The sequence below is a fragment of the Glycomyces halotolerans genome (genome assembly GCF_054779575.1).
The window spans coordinates 58,313-74,997 of record NZ_BAAGXZ010000016.1; the positions used below are offsets into that span (position 1 = coordinate 58,313).

16 protein-coding genes are annotated in these 16,685 nt (G+C 70.6%); 5 read left to right on the forward strand and 11 right to left on the reverse strand.

All coding sequences use genetic code 11. The features are described 5' to 3' along the window. Nucleotides 1-7 precede the first annotated feature (7 nt). From ACYVL2_RS14015 to ACYVL2_RS14030, 4 genes are read right to left on the reverse strand one after another with little or no spacing between them, the layout of a single operon-like run. A complete protein-coding gene (locus ACYVL2_RS14015) occupies nt 8-997 on the reverse strand; it encodes an ABC transporter permease (protein WP_460544322.1) in 990 nt (329 codons plus the stop codon). Then, nucleotides 997-1,989 carry an ABC transporter permease gene (locus ACYVL2_RS14020; RefSeq protein ID WP_460544324.1) on the reverse strand — a complete coding sequence of 331 codons (993 nt, stop codon included), beginning with the start codon at nt 1,987-1,989 and terminating at the stop codon, nt 997-999. The genes ACYVL2_RS14015 and ACYVL2_RS14020 overlap by 1 nt, the downstream gene beginning before the upstream one ends. Further along, nucleotides 1,986-3,473, reverse strand: coding sequence for a sugar ABC transporter ATP-binding protein (locus ACYVL2_RS14025; protein ID WP_460544326.1), 1,488 nt, complete (start codon nt 3,471-3,473; stop codon nt 1,986-1,988). The genes ACYVL2_RS14020 and ACYVL2_RS14025 overlap by 4 nt, the downstream gene beginning before the upstream one ends. Beyond that, entirely contained in the window at nt 3,470-4,567 is a 1,098-nt protein-coding gene (locus tag ACYVL2_RS14030) for a Gfo/Idh/MocA family protein (RefSeq protein WP_460544328.1), read from the reverse strand. The genes ACYVL2_RS14025 and ACYVL2_RS14030 overlap by 4 nt, the downstream gene beginning before the upstream one ends. Before the next feature lie 107 nt (nt 4,568-4,674). On the opposite strand from ACYVL2_RS14030, the gene ACYVL2_RS14035 reads away from it, so the two are divergent. Further along, nucleotides 4,675-5,871 carry an ROK family transcriptional regulator gene (locus tag ACYVL2_RS14035; RefSeq protein ID WP_460544330.1) on the forward strand — a complete coding sequence of 399 codons (1,197 nt, stop codon included), beginning with the start codon at nt 4,675-4,677 and terminating at the stop codon, nt 5,869-5,871. Nucleotides 5,872-5,946: 75 nt separating this feature from the next. Next, nucleotides 5,947-6,501, forward strand: a complete 555-nt coding sequence (locus ACYVL2_RS14040; RefSeq protein WP_460544332.1) for a DinB family protein — start codon at nt 5,947-5,949, stop codon at nt 6,499-6,501. 29 nt (nt 6,502-6,530) lie between these two features. Here ACYVL2_RS14040 and ACYVL2_RS14045 read toward each other — a convergent pair whose 3' ends face one another. Further along, complete coding sequence (locus ACYVL2_RS14045; RefSeq protein ID WP_460544334.1) at nt 6,531-6,959, reverse strand: DoxX family protein; 429 nt, start codon at nt 6,957-6,959, stop codon at nt 6,531-6,533. Nucleotides 6,960-7,151: 192 nt separating this feature from the next. On the opposite strand from ACYVL2_RS14045, the gene ACYVL2_RS14050 reads away from it, so the two are divergent. Beyond that, entirely contained in the window at nt 7,152-7,535 is a 384-nt protein-coding gene (locus tag ACYVL2_RS14050; protein WP_460544336.1) for a hypothetical protein, read from the forward strand. A gap of 84 nt (nt 7,536-7,619) precedes the next feature. Here ACYVL2_RS14050 and ACYVL2_RS14055 read toward each other — a convergent pair whose 3' ends face one another. The 6 genes from ACYVL2_RS14055 to ACYVL2_RS14080 all read right to left on the reverse strand — a co-directional run bounded on the left by ACYVL2_RS14055 (nt 7,620) and on the right by ACYVL2_RS14080 (nt 14,139). Continuing rightward, on the reverse strand, nt 7,620-8,243 hold the full coding sequence (locus ACYVL2_RS14055; RefSeq protein ID WP_460544338.1) for a GNAT family N-acetyltransferase: 624 nt from the start codon (nt 8,241-8,243) through the stop codon (nt 7,620-7,622). Continuing rightward, nucleotides 8,240-9,685 (reverse strand): APC family permease, encoded by a 1,446-nt coding sequence (locus ACYVL2_RS14060; RefSeq protein WP_460544413.1) that lies wholly within the window; start codon nt 9,683-9,685, stop codon nt 8,240-8,242. The genes ACYVL2_RS14055 and ACYVL2_RS14060 overlap by 4 nt, the downstream gene beginning before the upstream one ends. A 112-nt stretch (nt 9,686-9,797) precedes the next feature. Then, nucleotides 9,798-10,478: a GOLPH3/VPS74 family protein gene (locus ACYVL2_RS14065; protein WP_460544340.1), complete on the reverse strand. Its 681-nt coding sequence runs from the start codon at nt 10,476-10,478 to the stop codon at nt 9,798-9,800. Between the two features lie 396 nt (nt 10,479-10,874). Next, a complete protein-coding gene (locus ACYVL2_RS14070; RefSeq protein ID WP_460544342.1) occupies nt 10,875-11,579 on the reverse strand; it encodes an acetate uptake transporter family protein in 705 nt (234 codons plus the stop codon). Between the two features lie 44 nt (nt 11,580-11,623). Further along, entirely contained in the window at nt 11,624-12,310 is a 687-nt protein-coding gene (locus ACYVL2_RS14075) for a hypothetical protein (protein WP_460544344.1), read from the reverse strand. Nucleotides 12,311-12,426: 116 nt separating this feature from the next. Next, a complete protein-coding gene (locus ACYVL2_RS14080) occupies nt 12,427-14,139 on the reverse strand; it encodes a CBM35 domain-containing protein (protein WP_460544346.1) in 1,713 nt (570 codons plus the stop codon). A gap of 207 nt (nt 14,140-14,346) precedes the next feature. Here ACYVL2_RS14080 and ACYVL2_RS14085 point away from each other — a divergent pair, with 207 nt between their 5' ends. Together ACYVL2_RS14085 and ACYVL2_RS14090 are read left to right on the forward strand one after the other, a co-directional pair. Further along, a complete protein-coding gene (locus ACYVL2_RS14085; RefSeq protein ID WP_460544348.1) occupies nt 14,347-15,372 on the forward strand; it encodes a LacI family DNA-binding transcriptional regulator in 1,026 nt (341 codons plus the stop codon). A 61-nt stretch (nt 15,373-15,433) separates the two neighbouring features. Next, nucleotides 15,434-16,684: a sugar ABC transporter substrate-binding protein gene (locus ACYVL2_RS14090; protein ID WP_460544350.1), complete on the forward strand. Its 1,251-nt coding sequence runs from the start codon at nt 15,434-15,436 to the stop codon at nt 16,682-16,684. The last annotated feature ends 1 nt before the right edge of the window (nt 16,685 follow it).

Sequence of the window (16,685 nt, forward strand, 5' to 3'; positions counted from 1 at the left end):
CTTCTTTTCATGAGGGAGTGACTGCGGTGGCCGGCCGGGCCCGGCGCCAGGCGGCGTAGGCGACGGCGGCGATGATGATGGCGCCCTGCACGCTGGGCCGCAGCGATGCCGGGAGCGCGAGCTGGTTGAACAACGTGAACAGGGCCTCGACGGTGAGGGCCCCGCCCATGGCGGCGATGACGGCGCCCTGGCCGCCGCCGAGGACGACGCCGCCGAGGACGACCGCGGTGATGACGGTGAACTCCATGCCCTCCCCGACTTGAGCGCTGACGCCGGCGAAGCCGCCGATGAGGATGCCCGCGACCGTCGCCGAGAGTCCCGAGAGGACGAAGGCGGCGGTGCGGACGGTGTTGACCCGGGCCCCGGAGAGCTCGGCGGCGAGGTCGTTGTCGCCGGAGGCCATCAGGACCCGGCCGAAGCGGGTGCGCATCAGGACGATCACGGCCGCGCCGCAGGCGAGCATGATCAGCAGCGCCCACGGGACCTGCCCGAGGACCGGTACGTTCTCGATGCCCATGCGGCCGGGCACGCGGAAGGCCTCCGAGAGGCTCCCGGTGGGCGCGCCGCCGGTCCACAGGCGGATCGCGCCGTAGAGGACCAGCATCATCCCCAGCGTGGTGATGAACGACTGGACCTTCAGGACGGTGGTGATGAATCCGTTGACGAGGCCGACGCCGATCCCGAACAGCACCATGATGCCGATGACCGGCCAGGTCTTGGCCTCGTCGCCGTCGATGAGTCGCGCGGCGATCACGACTTGCGCGCCGACCAGGGCGCCGACCGACAGGTCGAAGTTGCCCGAGACGATGACGAAGTACTGCCCGGCGGCGAGGATCACCAGCGGCGCGGCCTGTTTGAGGAAGGCCATCAGCGAGGGCGCTTCGAAGAAGCCGGGGTTGACGGCGAAGACGATCGCGAAGATGACCGCCAGCAGGGCGAAGACGGTGCCGGTGCCGCCGCCCATGAGCGCCGTTGCGGCGCGTCGGATTCGCTGCATCACGCCCTCCCTTCGACCGCGGCGACGAAGCGGGGCCGGCGCGCGGTGCGGTCGATCTGGCGGCGGGCGTAGATGGCGACGGCGGCGATGATGATCGCGCCGCGGAGCACGTCTTTGGCGAACGGGTCGATCTGCATGACGTTGAAGACGGTGTCGAGGACGGCGAGGATCGCCACCCCGGCGACGGTGCCGGCGACGCCGCCGCGGCCGCCGAGCAGCAGGGTGCCGCCGAGGACGACCGCCGCGATGGCGTCGAGTTCGTAGAGGTTGGTGTAGGCCTCGGCCGAGCCGGTGCCGAAGCGCGCGGCCAGGAGGAGGCCGGCGATGCCGGCGCACATGCTGCACAGGATGTGGGCGGTGATGAGCACCCGTTTGGTGCGGATGCCGGACATGCGGGCGACGTCGATGTTGCCGCCGACGGCGTACATGTGGTGTCCGGTCCTGGTCGAGTGCAGGAACCAGATGCCGGCGGCGGCCACGCAGAGCATCACGATCGTGGAGACCGGTATGAAGCCGATGCGGGTGTACCCGAACTGCTGGAAGACCGCCGGCACGTCGCCGGCCGGGCCGCGGTACTCGGTGTCGAGGTATCCCTTGATGATCAGCCCGACGCCGAGGGTGGCGATGAACGGGTTGACGCCGAGGTAGGCGACGATCGCGCCGTTGGCCGCGCCGATGAGGCCGGCGACGAGCAGGACCGCGCCGATCGCCTGGGGCACTCGGGCGGGGTCGCCGGCCATGGTGGTGGCGGCGACGAGGCTGGTGAGGGCGGCGACGTAGCCCACCGACAGGTCCAGCGACCGGCACAGGATGACCAGGGTCATCCCGATGGCGAGGAATCCGGTGAGGCTGGTCCGGGTGAACATGTCGACGAGGTTGGCCGTCGAGAACAGGTTGCCGCCGTCGATCGCGACGGCGATGCCGCCGAGGGCGATCACTCCGGCGAGCGCCAGGTAGATGAGGGCGGTGGTGTCGAGCCTGCGGGCGTTCATCGGTCGCCCCGTCCGGTCGCGTAGGCCATGACCTGCTGTTCGGTGGCGCCGCCGGGCAGTTCGCCGGCGATGCGGCCGTCGTGGAGGACGACGATGCGGTCGGCGAGTCCGATGACTTCGATGAGCTCGGAGGCGATGAGGAGGACGGCCATGCCGTCGGCGGCGAGTTGCCGGATCACCGAGTAGAGCTTGTGCTTGGCGCCGACGTCGATGCCGCGGGTGGGCTCGTCGAGGACGATGACGCCCGGTTCGGTGGCGAGCCACTTGGCGACGACGACTTTCTGCTGGTTGCCGCCGGAGAGGTACTGGACTTCCTGATCGTGGCCGCGGGCGACGAGGTCGAGGCTGGAGAGGATGCCGGGGATCCGGGCGAGGCGGCGGCGGGAGTGCACGCTCGCGTTGGCGTCCAGGACCATGCGGGCGTTGGCCTTGACCGACTGCCGCATCGCCAGGCCTTGGGCTTTGCGGTCCTCGGTGACCAGGGCGATGCCGGCCGCAATGGCTTTGCGGGGCTTGTTGACGCGTCGTCGCCGGCCGTCGACGGTGAGGGCGCCGCGGGTGAGCGGTTCGATGCCGAACACGGCATTGGCGATCTCGGTGCGGCCCGAGCCCTGCAGGCCCGCCAGTCCGACGATCTCGCCGGCCCGGACTTCGAGGTCGATGCCGTCGATCTGGGCGTTGCCGCCGCCGGTGATCCGCAGGCGGACGTCGCCGATGTCGGTGCCGGGCAGCGGCTGCGGGAACACGGTGTCGATGCGGCGGCCGACCATGGCGGTGACCAGGTCGTCGGGGGTGATGTCGGCGGTGTCGACGCGGTCGACGAGCCGGCCGTCCTTGAGGATGGTGATCCGGTCGCACAGGTCGAAGACCTCGCGGAGCCGGTGGGAGACGTACAGGACCGCGACGCCTTTGTCGCGCAGGCGGTCGATGAGCCGGTAGAGCAGCTCGACCTCGGCGTCGGCCAGCGCGGCGGTGGGCTCGTCCATGCAGATGAGGTCGGCGCCTTGGGACAGGGCCTTGGCGATCTCGACGATCTGCTGGTGGGCCACGGAGAGGGCGCCGACTTTGGTGCTGGGGGCGAGGTCGTCGACGCCGAGGTCGCCGAGGATGGCGGTGGTGCGGTCGGCCATGGTGCGGCGGTCGATGAGTCCGCGGCGACGGGGTTCGCGGCCCAGGAAGACGTTCTCGGCCACCGACAGTTCGGGCAGGAGGTTGAATTCCTGGAAGACGGTGGAGACGCCGGCGTGCTGTGCTTGGAGCGGGTGGGTGAAGGAGACGGGCCGGCCGTTCAGCTCGATGGTGCCGGCGTCGGCGGTGTGGACGCCGGCGAGGATCTTCATCAAGGTGGACTTGCCGGCGCCGTTCTCCCCCACCAGGGCGTGGACTTCGCCCCGCTGCACGGCGAGGTCCACTGAGCGGAGCACGGGGACGCCGAGGAAGGCTTTGTCGATGCCGCGCATGGCCAGCACCGGTGCGTCGGTCATGCGATCACCTCCGTCCAGCTGCGGCTGCGGGCCGATGCGGCGACGGCTTCGGCGATGCGGGCGGCGCGCAGGCCGTCGGTGAAGACGGGGAGGCCGTCGGGGGCCGGTCCGTTGATGGCGGCGGCGACGTCGGCGACGAAGTCGTTGAAGCAGTCCTGGTAGCCCTGGGCGTGGCCGCCGGGGACGTGGGCGAGGCGGGCGGCTTCGGGGCTGAGGTTCTCGGGGTCGCGGGCGAGGACGGCGTTGTGGTCGCGGCGGCCGAGCCAGAGGGTCTCGGGCTGTTCCTGGTCGAAGGCGACGGTGGCCTCGGTTCCGGAGATCTCGAGGTAGAGGCGGTTTTTGCGGCCGGCCGAGACTTGGCTGATGACGGTGGTGCCGATCATGCCGCCGGCGGTGGCGAACTGGAGGGTGACGATGTCTTCGGTGGCGACGTCGCGGCCGCTTCGCCGCGGGTTGGCGGTGGCGAGGCTGGCGGATACGGCGGTGATGCGGTCGCCGGTGACGAATTCGAGCAGGTCGCACCAGTGGGATCCGATGTCGCCGAAGGCGCGGAGCCGGCCGCCTTTGTCGGCGTCGACGCGCCAGTTGTCGTCGTCGGGGCGCAGTAGCCAGTCCTGGAGGTAGGAGCCGTGGGCGAGGGTGAGGCGGCCGATGCCGCCGGCGGCGACGCGGGCGCGGGCTTCGCGGACCATCGGGTGGAAGCGGTAGACGAAGGGCACGGCGGCGACCACGCCGGCGTCGTCGGCGGCGTCGGTCATGGCCTGGGCGGTGGCGGCGTCGGTGGCGAGGGGCTTTTCGCAGACGACGTGCTTGCCGGCTTCGATGGCGGCCAGTGCGAGGGGGGCGTGCAGGTGGTTGGGCGTGCAGACGTGGACGACGTCGGCGGCGGCGATGAGTTCGTCGGCGTCCTCGAAGACCGCGTCGGCGCGGAGGGCGTCGGCGGCCTGGTGGGCGCGTTCGGGGCTGGAGCCGGCGATGCCGGTGACCTGTCCGCCGGCGACGGCGATGGCGTGGGAGTGGACCCGTCCCATGAAGCCGGTGCCGATGATCGCGGCGCGGTAGGTCGACGGCCTGCTGATTGTGACTGGAGCCATATGGCGACTCTAGGACGGACTTCTGACATCTCGCAAGCAAAAGTTGCGCGATGTTATGAAATAGTGATGTCATATGAGCGCCTCGCACGATGTGATTCACTGGTCCTGTGACAGATGATTCGCCCGCGCCGCGCCGACCGGCGCCCTCGGCCCCGGCGGGAGCCGGCACGCTGCTCCGGTTCCTGCGCGACGGCGTGCCCCGGACCCGCTCGGAGCTGTCGGCGCTCACCGGCCTGGCGCGCTCGACCGTCACCGGACGCATCGACGCGCTCCTGTCGGCCGGATTCATCGCCCCCTCAGGGGAGACCGCCTCCACCGGCGGCAGGCCCCCGGCCACGTTCGCGTTCAACCCGCACGCCCGCATCGCGCTCGGCGCCGACCTCGGCGCGACCCACGCCAGGCTCGCGATCACCGACCTCGCCGGGACGGTGCTGGCTCAGGTCAACGCCGACCTCGACATCGCGCTCGGCCCCGAGGCGGTGCTCGACTGGGTCGTCGACCACGGGCACAAGCTCCTCGACGAGGTCGCCCGGCCCGCCTCGGACCTGCTGGGCGTCGGCATCGGCCTGCCCGGCCCGGTCGAGCACTCCACCGGGCGCGCGGTCAACCCGCCGATCATGCCCGGCTGGGACGGATTCGACGTCCCCGAGTACGTCGGCCGGCGCCTCCCGGTGCCGGTCCTGGTCGACAACGACGTCAACATCATGGCCCTCGGCGAGCACTTCTCGGCCTGGTCCGACTCCGAGCACATGCTGTTCATCAAGGCGGCCACCGGCATCGGCTGCGGCATCATCGCCGGCGGCCGCGTCTACCGAGGCGCGCAGGGCGCGGCCGGCGACATGGGGCACATCAAGGTCTCCGGCGCCGACGAGGCCCTGTGCCGCTGCGGCAACACCGGCTGCCTCGAGGCGGTCGCCAGCGGCGCGGCCATCGCCTCCGGGCTCACCGCGCAGGGCATCGAGGCGCGCGGCTCGCTCGACGTGGTCGAGCTGGCGCGTTCGGGCTCGGTCCCGGCGCTGCAGCTCATCCGCCAGGCGGGCCGCGACATCGGCGAGGTCCTGGCCGGGGCGGTCAACTTCTTCAATCCGTCGATCATCGTCATCGGCGGATCGCTGGCGCTGGCCGGCGACCACCTGCTGGCGGGCGTCCGCGAGGTCATCTACCAGCGCTCGCTTCCCTTGGCGACCAGGCATCTGCGCATCGCCGCCGCACGCACCGGCGAGAGCAGCGGAGCGATCGGGGCCGGCGTGATGGTCATCGAGCACGCGCTCGACCCGGACCGGCTCGACGCGCTGCTGCGGTGAAACCCCAGAGGCTCTCCCGTTCCCGAGTGAAATGGCGTCTTCCCCGCTCCTGGGCCGAGCGGTTACCATGCGCCCGTGGACAACGATAGAGCCGAGACCATGAACGCGATCGCCGAGGCGACCAAGCGACTCATCGGGACCGTCGGTCGCCTCTCCGACGAGGAGGCGCGGCGGCCCTCGCGGCTGGAGGGCTGGACCCGCGCCCACGTCGTCACCCACATCGCCCGCTCGGGGGACGCCATGTGCGCGATGCTCAACTGGGCCGCCACCGGCGAGGGCGTGCCCGGATACGCCAGTCCCGAAGCGCGCGAGGCCGGCATCCGAGCCGGGGGCGAGGCTTCGGTCGACGAGCTCGTCACCGACCTGACCCAGTCCGCCGCGGCGTTCGCCGCCACAGTGGAGGCGACGCCGGACCGGGCGTGGGAGGTGACGCTCCGGTCGCCGGCCGGCGCGACGTTCCCGGCGACCGAGATCCCGGCCCGCCGCCTGGTGGAGGTCGAACTGCACCACACCGACCTCGGCACCGGATACGAGCCCTCGGACTGGACGCGGTGGTTCGCCGACTTGGAGCTCGGCGACCCGATGCGTACCTGGCGCTCCGACCGTCTGCGGTGGGGCCGCTCACGCTGAGCGCGAGCGCCCCCGGTCGCCGTCGGAGACTATGAGCCCCGGCTGAACAGGCGTCGCGTCCGGTCCTGCCGCCCCCAGGCGATGAAGACGGTGAAGACCAGCAGGATCAGCGGGGTGGAGACCGGCCAGTGCCCGTCCACGACGAAGGCGTTGGTGTAGGCCGCGCCGATCATCACCAGGCTCAGGCCGATGGCCGCCAGGCCGGACAGGCGCGGGATCACCAGGCCGATGGCGCCGGCCAGTTCGACCGCGCCGACGAAGTAGATGAACCAGTCGCCGGCGCCGATGAGCTCGAAGCCCTCGACGGCGCTGGCTTCGCCGAAGAGCTTCGGGGCGGCCGAGGCTACGGCGAAGAACGCGGCCAGCAGGCCCTGCAGGACCCACAGGACGATGTTCAGGGCCCGGCCGGGGCCGACGCGGATCGCCTCAGCGTCGGTGGTGTGCTCGGTGGTGCTCATGGGGATGGTTTCCTTTCGGGTGTACGAGTTCAGGGGTGTGTCTGGCAGTACAGACGACGCGGCGGCGGGAAACTCATCGCGGCCACCGAGCCGGCCGGCACCGATTTCCCCGCCGACGTCACAGGGGGTTATCTCGCATCTGCGGCGGGTACAGCTCTGCGCAGGCACCACTTCGAAGCGAGGAGGCTTGACATGGAGTCCGAAGGCGGCGTCCGCGGCGGTTCGCAGAAGTCGGAATCGCTCAAGTACGCGCAGGAGATCACGTCACCAGATCAGGAGCCCGACCACGACGGGCAGACCCTGGTGACCACGAACCACGACGTCATCCGCCGCTGGGCGGAGCGCCGCGAGGCCGAGCCGGCCACCGTACCGGGCACCGAGCACGACGGCAGGCCCGGCGTGCTGCGCTTCGACTTCCCGGGCTACGGCGGTGAAGACCTGCGGCAGCTCGACTGGGACTCCTGGTTCCAGACCTTCGACGAGCGGGGACTGAACTTCATCTACCAGGAGCGGCAGAAGGACGGTTCCCAGAGCAACTTCTTCCAGCTCGAGAACCCCGACCGCGAGGACGCCTGAACGGCGCCGATCGGACCCGGGGCCGCCGCTGAAGCGGAGCCGGCCCGGTTCCCTCCCCAGAGGGGAACCGGGCCGCTTGCGGTGTCAAGCGACGGGGACGGGCCTTCGCCACATCGGGAACATCGAAGGCCCCTCCGGGAGCCCGAGCGGCTCCAGCGGCTCGAAGCCGTGGCGGGCGTACCAGTCGACCAGGCGGCGGTTCGCCGCCTCCAGATAGCCGGCCGTGCCCTCTTTGTCGAGCCGCTCCAAGCCCTGCTTGAGCAGCAGCGACCCGATGCCGCGGTCCTGCCGGGCGGGATCGACCGCGCAGAAGGCCAGGTGCCGGTGCGGCCGCTCGGCCGGATCGGGATGGTGGCGCTCGAACGCGTCGTCGAGCGCCTGGAACCGCGCCAGGTGCGGGCCGCACAGCTCGGCCAGGCGCGAGTCGTAGTCCGGCGGCGGCTCCAGCGGACCGGCGGTGAAGTCCAGCCACACCGCCACGCCCGCCAGACCGCCGTTGTCGTCGAGCGCGGCGTCGACGTGTCCGTGTCCGGCCAGCGCCGGGGCGACGAGCATCTCGAACTGGCCGGCCAGGATTCGGCGACGCCGGTCGACGTCGTCGGGCACCAGCCACTCCGCCACGGCGAGCGAGCTGAAGGCCCCGGCGACGCGCTCGGCGACGGCGCGCCCGTCGCCGCTGTAGCCGAGGTGGACGACTATGTCGCTCATGAGCGCTCCCCCGCCGTCGCGGGAGTCTCGTCCTCGGGCTCGGGTTCGGCGATCGGGGCCTGCGGGCCCGCGCCGATGCGCCGGTACAGGTCCGGTCGGGTCCGGCGCAGCACCAGTCCCCAGCCGACGCCGAGCAGCCCGACGGCCGCGAAGACGAGCAGGACCGCCGTCGGCAGCGGGGAATCCGGGCCCGCGCCGAGCAGGTCGCGGAACGAGATGATCGCCATGACGGTGATCGACAGCAGCAGCACCGTCGCCAGCAGCGGCGCCCACCGGGTGCTCCAGGCGCTCTCGCCGCGCGAATCGCGGGCGAAGTAGGCCGCCACCGCGGCGGAGGCCAGCGTGACCAGCACGAGGACGCCGAAGCCCCCGGAGGTGCCGAACAGGTAGAACAGGTCGACCAGCGGATCGAATCCGGCCGCGGCGAAGACGACGAGGACCGTCAGCGCGATCGCCGACTGGACCAGCGAGGACCGCATGGGGGCGCCGGTGCGCGGCGAGGTGCGGCCGAGCGAGGCGGGCAGGACGTGCTCGCGGCCGAGCGCGAAGGCGTAGCGGGCGACGGTGTTGTGGAACGAGATCGCGGCGGCCACGACGCTGGTGACCAGGAGAACCTCGGCCGTGGTGGCCATGGTGGCGCCCATCTGCGTCTCGATGAGGCCGAAGAAGACGCCGAGGTCGGCCTCGCGGGCCGCTTGGACGATGTCGTCGGGTCCCACCGCGACGGTCATCGACCAGGAGGCGACGGTGTAGAGCACCGCGAGGATGAGGATGGCGAGCACGGTCGCGGTCCGGACGGTGCGCCGGGGGTTCTTGGTCTCCTCGGCGTAGACGGTGGGCATCTCCACGCCGACCATGCCGAGGAAGCCGAGCACCAGCAGCGCGCCGGAGACGGAGGTGACCAGCAGCGTGGGATCGAGCGCGTCGAACCGGAACTCACCGGCGGCGGGGTTGCCGAGGTTGGAGAAGCTGAAGACGAGGATGATCGCCATCTCCAGGCTCAGCAGGACGGCGAGGAACTTGCTGTTGATGTCCACGGCGCGGGTGCCGAGGACGGCGACCAGGAGCCACAGGACTCCGGCCGGGACCCACCAGGCGACGTCCCATCCGAACCAGGATTCGAGCAGCGGGGTCGTGGCGACGCCGAGCAGGCCGTAGAGGCCGATCGACAGTCCGGTGTAGGCCACCAGTGCCACCAGGGCCGCGCCGACGCCGACGCTGGGCGAGACGCCCCGGGCGGCGAAGGCGTAGAAGGCGCCCGCGTTGGCGATGTGCCGGGCCATGGTGGTGTAGCCGATGGAGAAGAGCACGAGGACCGCGCCGATGGCGGCGAAGGCCACCGGGATGCCGATCTGGCCGGTGAGGGCCCAGCCGGTGACGGTGACGCCGGCGATGACGGTCAGCGGTGTGGCGGCGGTCAGCGAGAAGTGCAGCAGTCCCATGACGCCGAGTTTGTCGGCGGCCAATCGGTCGGCTATGGAGCCGACCTGTGGTTCGGGGGTGGCGGACACAGGGGTATCCCTTCTTCTTTCTTCAGTGGACAGTGAGGGACGGTCAGTGGCGTTGGGTCATGGCCGCTTCTCCGACGGCCGCGTCGAGGTGGTCGAGGAGGCTCTGGACGGCCGGCTCGAGTTCGGCGACGGCGGCCCGGAGGCGGTCCTTGCCCGCGTCCGTGTCGACCAGTCGGCTCCCCAGGCCCATGCGGGTCAGCAGTCCCGCGAGGAAGGCGTCGCGGCCGGAGAGTCTCGCGGAGTCGTCCCGGTTGATGCCCTGCCGGACTCGGGCGAGAGGCCAGGCGGCGGCGGTGCGGTTGGCGGGCACGTAGGCGAGGCGGCGCCCCAGGATGCCGTGGCGTTCGACGGTGATATGGCCGCGGGAGACCATGCGGTCGACCACGCGCGTGAAGATGCCGCCGCTGCCCATGCCTCGTTCGGCGAGGTAGCGCAGCCAGGTCTTCACCGGCTGCGGGCTCGACTCGGCCTTGACCGCCTCCCATATTTCGAGCGCCAGCACGGTCTTCGGCGGTTGGGAGGTGTAGGACATGACCAGTGCGCGGTCGACCACCTGGACCTGCCGGAAGGCGATGAGCTGGCCGAGGAGGCATGCGGCGAGGCCCAGGCCGATGATGCGGGGCCGCACGATCGGACGCCAGGTGACCTGGTCGAGGCAGCTGACGACCAGCTCCTCGACGAGCTCGAGTTCCGGCGTCTTGGGAGGCGGAGGCTGCCATCGCATTTGGGCTGGGTCTGCGTACTGGTCGCCGGTCGGGTCGCCGGACGAGGCTTCGTGGGGATGGTTCATGGCCCTTTCGCAGGTGGCACAGTTCGGACGTTCATGAGGCGATCGCGGATCGCGATTGGATGTGTGATGTGAGGGCGGTGTGCCGGTCGGCCCGGTGGTTTGGCTCGTTGTGTCACAGCGTGGCCCGTTGCGTACAGCTAACCGTGAAGGTGTCGATGTTGGCAACCCCCGGGCAACAAGAATCTGGAATGTGCGTGACATTTCACTCTCATTCCGCGCGAGGAGACAATCCCACCAGTCCATCCCACCACAAGTGTCGCCATTGGACTCAGATGGCCCGCCGGTAACAGGCGCTCGCGCGTCGGTCTCGGTGGCCGGAGCGGCGGCGGTTCAAAGCTGCTTGCGGGCGCCCGGTTCCCGGACGATGTCCTCCAGTTGGGCGCTCGAGTCCCCGCTCACCGCCGAGGCGGCGCCGCCGGTGCGCCACACGGGAAGCACGTCGCGCCGTTCGCTGTCTTCGAGTTCGAAGGCGAGCGCGGCGTAGAGGGCGACGGCCGCCAGCACCAGACCGGTCCATCCGGCCGCGGTCATCCAGCCGGCGGATCCGGAGAATTCGGCGACGCCGGTGACCATGAACCGGACGGCGCTGGCGGCCATGACCGCCGCGGCCACGGCCTTGTGCCGTCCTCCGGCGGCGGGCACGAGCATCGCGGTTCCGGCCGCCAGCAGGGCGATGCCGAGTCCCGGGCTCGTGGCTCCGGGCGGTGAGGTCAGTGTGGCGAGCCCGGCGGCGGCCCAGGTGCCGGCGAGGATGCCCATGCCGGTGCCGGCGACGGGGTCGCGGCACAGGAATCCGAACACCGACGCGAGCAGTTGGACCGGGACGGTGAGGCCGAGCGCCACGAGCGCCACGTTGGCGCTCTGCGAGGCGGGTATCCAACCGAGTTGGAGCGCCGAGAAGGACACCGTGGCGACGAGCAGCCCGAGGAACCCCAGGGGCAGGGGTGTCCCGACCGGGCGCAGCACGATGCGGGCCGCGCTCGTCTCGCTCTCGCGCAGCGCATCGCGGCGCTCGGGGCGGTCTCGGTCGGACATGCCCTCCCGCATACCCGGCGGCAGAGGGGCCAAACGGTCGCCGCTCAAGGTCGCCGGGTCGCCTCGGTGCCGCCTTCTCGGAGCCGTGCGCCCTCGTCGAGGAAGTAGGCGCCCAGTGAGGCGGCCAGGGCGGCGAAGACGACGACCGAGTAGGCCGCCAGTACCACCTCCAGCACCCGGGCGAAGTCGCCGCCGGCGGTGAGCGGCTCGCCGGTGATGGTGCCCATGGCCGCGTCGTGGAGCGCGTCGCCGTAGCGTTCGTAGTCGGAGAAGGCGTCGAGCAGTTGGCTGGCGCCCAGCACCACGATGAGGCTGACCGAGCTGAGCCAGCCGATCCTGCTGGACAGCAGCCGCCCGGCCGACCGGCTGCCGCGCACGGCCGAGCTGAGGACGCGTCCGAAGCGGGCGGCTCTGGCGACCTGCGCGGCGCGCAGGATCCGGAGGAAGGGGACGGCGAGGAAGACCAGCTGCCACCAGGTCCGGCGTAGGAACCGGAGGCGGTGCGGGGCGATGTAGAGCCGGAGCGCGTACTCGCCGGCGAAGACGAGCCACAGCAGCCAGGCGGCGGCGGACAGGACGGCCGTCAGCGCCGTGCTCTGCGCGAGGGCCTGGCCGAGCACCACGAGCACGAAGATGATCCCCAGCGCGCTCATCGGCCGGTCCAGGCGCAATGACAGCTCCTCGGCCCATTGTTGTCGCTGCGGGTCCTCTGCCCGTTTCGGCGGCCTCATCGGCACTGGAATACCCGCACGTCGGAGGGGTGACACGGGGGCACGGCGCCGCGGTCCGGGCCCGTGCGCGACACGAACGGGCCCGGACCGCGCCATAGGCGGGCACGCCGAGGAGGCTACTCCAGCGTGATGCTGTCGAGCTCGGCGTATCCGGTGCCGCCGTCGAAGCCCGGCGAGCCCTTGGCGAGGCGGATCACGTTGTATCCGGCGTCCAATGTGACGGTGACACTGGTGGTGCCGAACTGCGCCCAGCCGGATGTGGGCGGGTACGAGACCGTGGACCAGGCTCCGCCGTTGTAGGCGAGGCCGTGCGTGGAGGTCGAACCGGTTCCGTTGGCATAGCGGATCGTCATCGTGTAGCTGCGGGACTGGGGGACGTTGACGGTGAAGTCGACGAACGAGTCCGAGCGCATGTCGGTGTCGTTGTCGATCCCGCCGACGTAGTAGCCGTTCGACGCTGCGCCCGAGGCGCGGGTCTGGGCGTGGACGACCGTGGCGTTCTCGGCCTCGTAGACCTGCTGCCATGACGTCGTCGGCCCACCGGCCGGAGTGATCAGCAGCTGGTAGGCGGCTTCGGCGTTCATGCCGTTGACCGGGACGGTGATCGAGCCGCCGTTGACCGACATGGTCTGCTGGGAGACCACGGTCGGCGAGGGCACGTGTGTGTGCCGGCCCGAGCCCGGAGTGGACAGGACCTCGACGTCGACTTGGGAGCCGAGAGGGCCGAGTCCGTCGACCCGCACCGCGTTGTCGCCCCAGTCGCCGCCGAAGACGACGTTGACGATCTGCCGGCTGGAGTCGTAGGAGGCCACGCCGTCGAGCCAGCTGTTCGGGGTGGTCTCCACGATGTTCCCGGTCATGGCCCCGTACCAGCGGTAGAGCCAGTAGGAGGCGGTCGGCTGGTTGTCGAGCGTGAACAGGCCGTCGAAGGTGCCGGCCTCGAACCAGTAGGCGCGGTGAGCCTCACGGGCCCCGTGGCGCTCGAACACGCTCATCCAGTGCAGCGCGACGCTGGGGATGTCCATCTGGTTGTAGCTGTTGTACTCGTTGATCGCGATCGGGCGCGGGGAGATGCCGAGCCGGTTCTCGATGGCGCGGTAGTCGGCGACGTGGTCGTCGAAGGAGTCCCAGTCCATGTCGTCGAGCTCGTGCCACACGACGACGTCGGGAAGCGTGCCGGTGTCGCGCGCATGGGTCATGAACGCGAGCATCCGGTCGTGGTCGTAGGTGGCGTCGCTGGGGCCGACGATCGGAGTGACCGAGTCCAGTGAGCGTACGAGGTTGTAGGTGCGGGTCCAGCCGTCGTGCCAGGAGCCCGCCGACGAGTCCCAGGTCCAGTCGGGTTCGTTCCACAGCTCCCAGCCGTGGATGTTGGTGATGTCGGTGCGGGCCAGGCGGTCGTTCACCATAGTGGTGACCTTCTGCTCCCAGTCGGCCCAGCCCTGCCACTGGTAGGGGAAGGACGGGTAGATGTCCGGCATCCGGATGAACTGCTGGGCGCCGGCGCGGGTGAGGTTGTGCGCGACCTCGAGGGAGTCGCAGCACGGCTCGGTCGCACCGTTGCCCAGGTGGGTGGTGCCGGGCGCGGGCTGAGTGAAGCTGGTCGGGTTCAACGGCAACAGCATGTCGGTGGTCGGCTGGCTGTCGGAGCCGACGCCGTAGAGGCCGCCCGCGGCGACTTGCGTGGCCGGACGGACCACCTGGCCGATGTCGACGCCGAGGGTCAGCCCGGCGGCCCCTGACGGGGCGGCGGGACCGGCCACGGCGGCGCCGATGGCCAGGGCAAGGATGCTCAGGCGCGTGAGCGCCCGTCTGAGTGTGGGTTGCATTACAACTCCTCGTTGAGATCGCGAACCGGTTCGACGTTCCAGTTCGCGTTCGACGCTAGTTTCGAACGCCGTTCGATGCAAGTACTTCAATATATAGAGGTCACAGCCTGGCAATATGCCTCCGGACGGGGACTTGCTTTCGGGAGCATGATCAATTAGGCTTCGAACCGGTTCGCATGATCGCGACCGGAGTCGAAGGAGGAAGCCGTGACCACCATCGGAGACGTCGCCCGTGTCGCGGGCGTGGCGCGATCGACCGCGTCGTACGCCCTCAGCGGCAAGCGCGCGGTCTCCGACGAGGTCCGCCTTCGGGTGGAGCAGGCGGCCCGCGACCTGGGCTACACGCCGAACGCGGGAGCACGCGCGCTGGCCACCTCCAAGGCGATGGTGATCGGCCTGCTCGCGCAGTTCCTGCCCGACGAGTTCGCCCCGGCCATGCTGCAGTACATGCAGGGCGTGGCCAACACCGCCCGCGACCTGGGATACGACATCCTCCTCAGCTCCGACCCCCACGGACCGGAGGCGCTCAAGCGCATCACCGACTCGCGCATGGTCGACGGCGTGGTGCTGCTCAACGTCGCCGAGAACGACGACCGCCTGCCGATCCTCCGCGCCGCGCCGCAACCGGGCGCCCTGGTGGGTCTGCCGGGCGACTGCACGGGCGTGGACGTCTTCGACCTGGACTTCGAAGAGGCCGGCCGCACCATGGTCGAGCACTTGGTCGCCCTCGGACATCGCGAACTGGTCCTCGTCTCGCAACCCGAGCACGTGATCGAACGGGGCGGCGCCTACGTGTGGCGCCTCCAGAACGCCGCGCTGGAGACGGCCGCCGCCCGCGGGGTCCACCTCCACGCGGTCTACGGATCCTCTTCGCAGCCCGAGATCGGTCGCGAGCTGCACGCGCTGCTCGACGGCCATCCCGCGGCCACGGGCCTGCTGTTCAACAACGAGGCCGCCGCCGCGGCACTGCCCACCGTGCTCCACGAGCGCGGCCTGTCCGCCCCGGCCGACCTCTCAGTGGTCGGCCGCTACTCCGACGAGTTCGCCAGAACCTTCTCGCTGCCGTTCACCTCCATTGAGAGCGCGCCCGACCGGCTCGGGCGCATGGCGGTGCGGCAGCTCGTTCGCCGCATCGAGAAGGAGGTCCCCGCCGAGGCTCCGCACGTCGTCCGATTCGTCGCGCCCGAGCTCATCGACCGGGGCAGCACCGCTCCGCCGCCCGCGCGGCGATGACCGTCCCCTCACCTCGGTCGGCAGAGCCGCCGTCCGAGCCCCGTTCTAGGAGGAACGACCAATGAAGTACGCCAAGAGCAAACCCCTCGTCCGTTTTGCCGCGGCGGGCGTGGCAGCCGCCTCGCTCGCGCTGGCCGCCTGCTCGTCGGGCGACGACGGCGGCGGAGACGCCGACACCTACACGTGGTGGGACCCGTACCCGCAGCACGACGAGAGCTCGGACTGGGCCGAGCGCGTCGACGCCTGCGGGGAGGAGGCCGGTGTGACCATCGAGCGCACCGCCTCGGACACCACGGACCTGACCAACCGGGCCCTGCTGGCCGCGCAGGAGGGCACCAGCCCCGACATCATCCTGCTCGACAATCCGGCGGTGTCCACTCTGGCCGAGACCGGCATGTTGACGACCGTCGGCGACCTGGGCCTCGACGTGACCGGGGTGGACGAGAACCTGCTGGCCGCGGGCGTGGTGGACGACGCGGCGTACGGCATCCCGATCGGCGCGAACACGCTGGCGATCTACTACAACGCCGAGGTGCTCGACGCAGCAGGGGTCGACCCCGCCTCGATCACCGACTGGGATTCGATGACGGCCGCGCTCGAGCAGGTTACCGGTAACGGCGACAAGGGCATCACCTTCGCCGCGATCGGCACCGAGGAAGGGTCGTTCCAGTTCCTGCCCTGGTTCTGGGGCGCCGGCGCCGATCTGCGCGACCTCGACTCGCCCGAGGCGGTCGCGGCCCTCGAACTGTGGACCGGCTGGCTCGAGTCCGGGTACGCCCCCAACTCCGTGCTGACCAACTCCCAGAACACCACTTGGGAGGAGTTCCTCACCGGCGAGTTCGCCTTCGCCGTCAACGGCACCTGGCAGGTCAACAGCGCCGCCGAGGCCGGCTTCGAGACCGGTGTCGTCCAGATCCCGGGTCGTGACGGCGGGGTCGCTCCGGCGCCGACCGGCGGCGAATTCATCATCGCGCCCGTGCAGTCCGACACCGAGCGCTACGACGTCACCCGCCAGATCGTGGAGTGCATGACGACGCCGGAGGGTTTCGTGGAGACCGCGACGACCTTCGCGTACTACATTCCGCCGACCGCCGAGGGTCAGGAGGCGCTGTTGGAGGCCGAGCCGCAGCTGGAGCCGTGGGTCCAGGCCGTCCGCGACGCCAAGGGCCGCACGAGCGACAACCTCGGCACGGACTACCCGAAGATCTCGGAGGCACTGTGGACTGCCGTGCAGAACGCGCTGTCGGGGTCGGCCACGCCGACCGAGGCGCTGCAGCAGGCGCAGGCCGATGCCGAAGCGGCCGTGGAGTAAT

What these genes read in the sequence shown, in the direction of transcription:
- ACYVL2_RS14015 (WP_460544322.1), bottom strand. Translation starts at nt 997, where the DNA reads ATGCAGCGAATCCGACGCGCCGCAACGGCGCTCATGGGCGGCGGCACC.
- ACYVL2_RS14060 (WP_460544413.1), bottom strand. Translation starts at nt 9,685, where the DNA reads ATGGGACTGCTGCACTTCTCGCTGACCGCCGCCACACCGCTGACCGTC.
- ACYVL2_RS14030 (WP_460544328.1), bottom strand. Translation starts at nt 4,567, where the DNA reads ATGGCTCCAGTCACAATCAGCAGGCCGTCGACCTACCGCGCCGCGATC.
- ACYVL2_RS14090 (WP_460544350.1), top strand. Translation starts at nt 15,434, where the DNA reads ATGAAGTACGCCAAGAGCAAACCCCTCGTCCGTTTTGCCGCGGCGGGC.
- ACYVL2_RS14045 (WP_460544334.1), bottom strand. Translation starts at nt 6,959, where the DNA reads ATGAGCACCACCGAGCACACCACCGACGCTGAGGCGATCCGCGTCGGC.
- ACYVL2_RS14050 (WP_460544336.1), top strand. Translation starts at nt 7,152, where the DNA reads ATGGAGTCCGAAGGCGGCGTCCGCGGCGGTTCGCAGAAGTCGGAATCG.
- ACYVL2_RS14080 (WP_460544346.1), bottom strand. Translation starts at nt 14,139, where the DNA reads ATGCAACCCACACTCAGACGGGCGCTCACGCGCCTGAGCATCCTTGCC.
- ACYVL2_RS14020 (WP_460544324.1), bottom strand. Translation starts at nt 1,989, where the DNA reads ATGAACGCCCGCAGGCTCGACACCACCGCCCTCATCTACCTGGCGCTC.
- ACYVL2_RS14070 (WP_460544342.1), bottom strand. Translation starts at nt 11,579, where the DNA reads ATGTCCGACCGAGACCGCCCCGAGCGCCGCGATGCGCTGCGCGAGAGC.
- ACYVL2_RS14075 (WP_460544344.1), bottom strand. Translation starts at nt 12,310, where the DNA reads ATGAGGCCGCCGAAACGGGCAGAGGACCCGCAGCGACAACAATGGGCC.
- ACYVL2_RS14055 (WP_460544338.1), bottom strand. Translation starts at nt 8,243, where the DNA reads ATGAGCGACATAGTCGTCCACCTCGGCTACAGCGGCGACGGGCGCGCC.
- ACYVL2_RS14065 (WP_460544340.1), bottom strand. Translation starts at nt 10,478, where the DNA reads ATGCGATGGCAGCCTCCGCCTCCCAAGACGCCGGAACTCGAGCTCGTC.
- ACYVL2_RS14025 (WP_460544326.1), bottom strand. Translation starts at nt 3,473, where the DNA reads ATGACCGACGCACCGGTGCTGGCCATGCGCGGCATCGACAAAGCCTTC.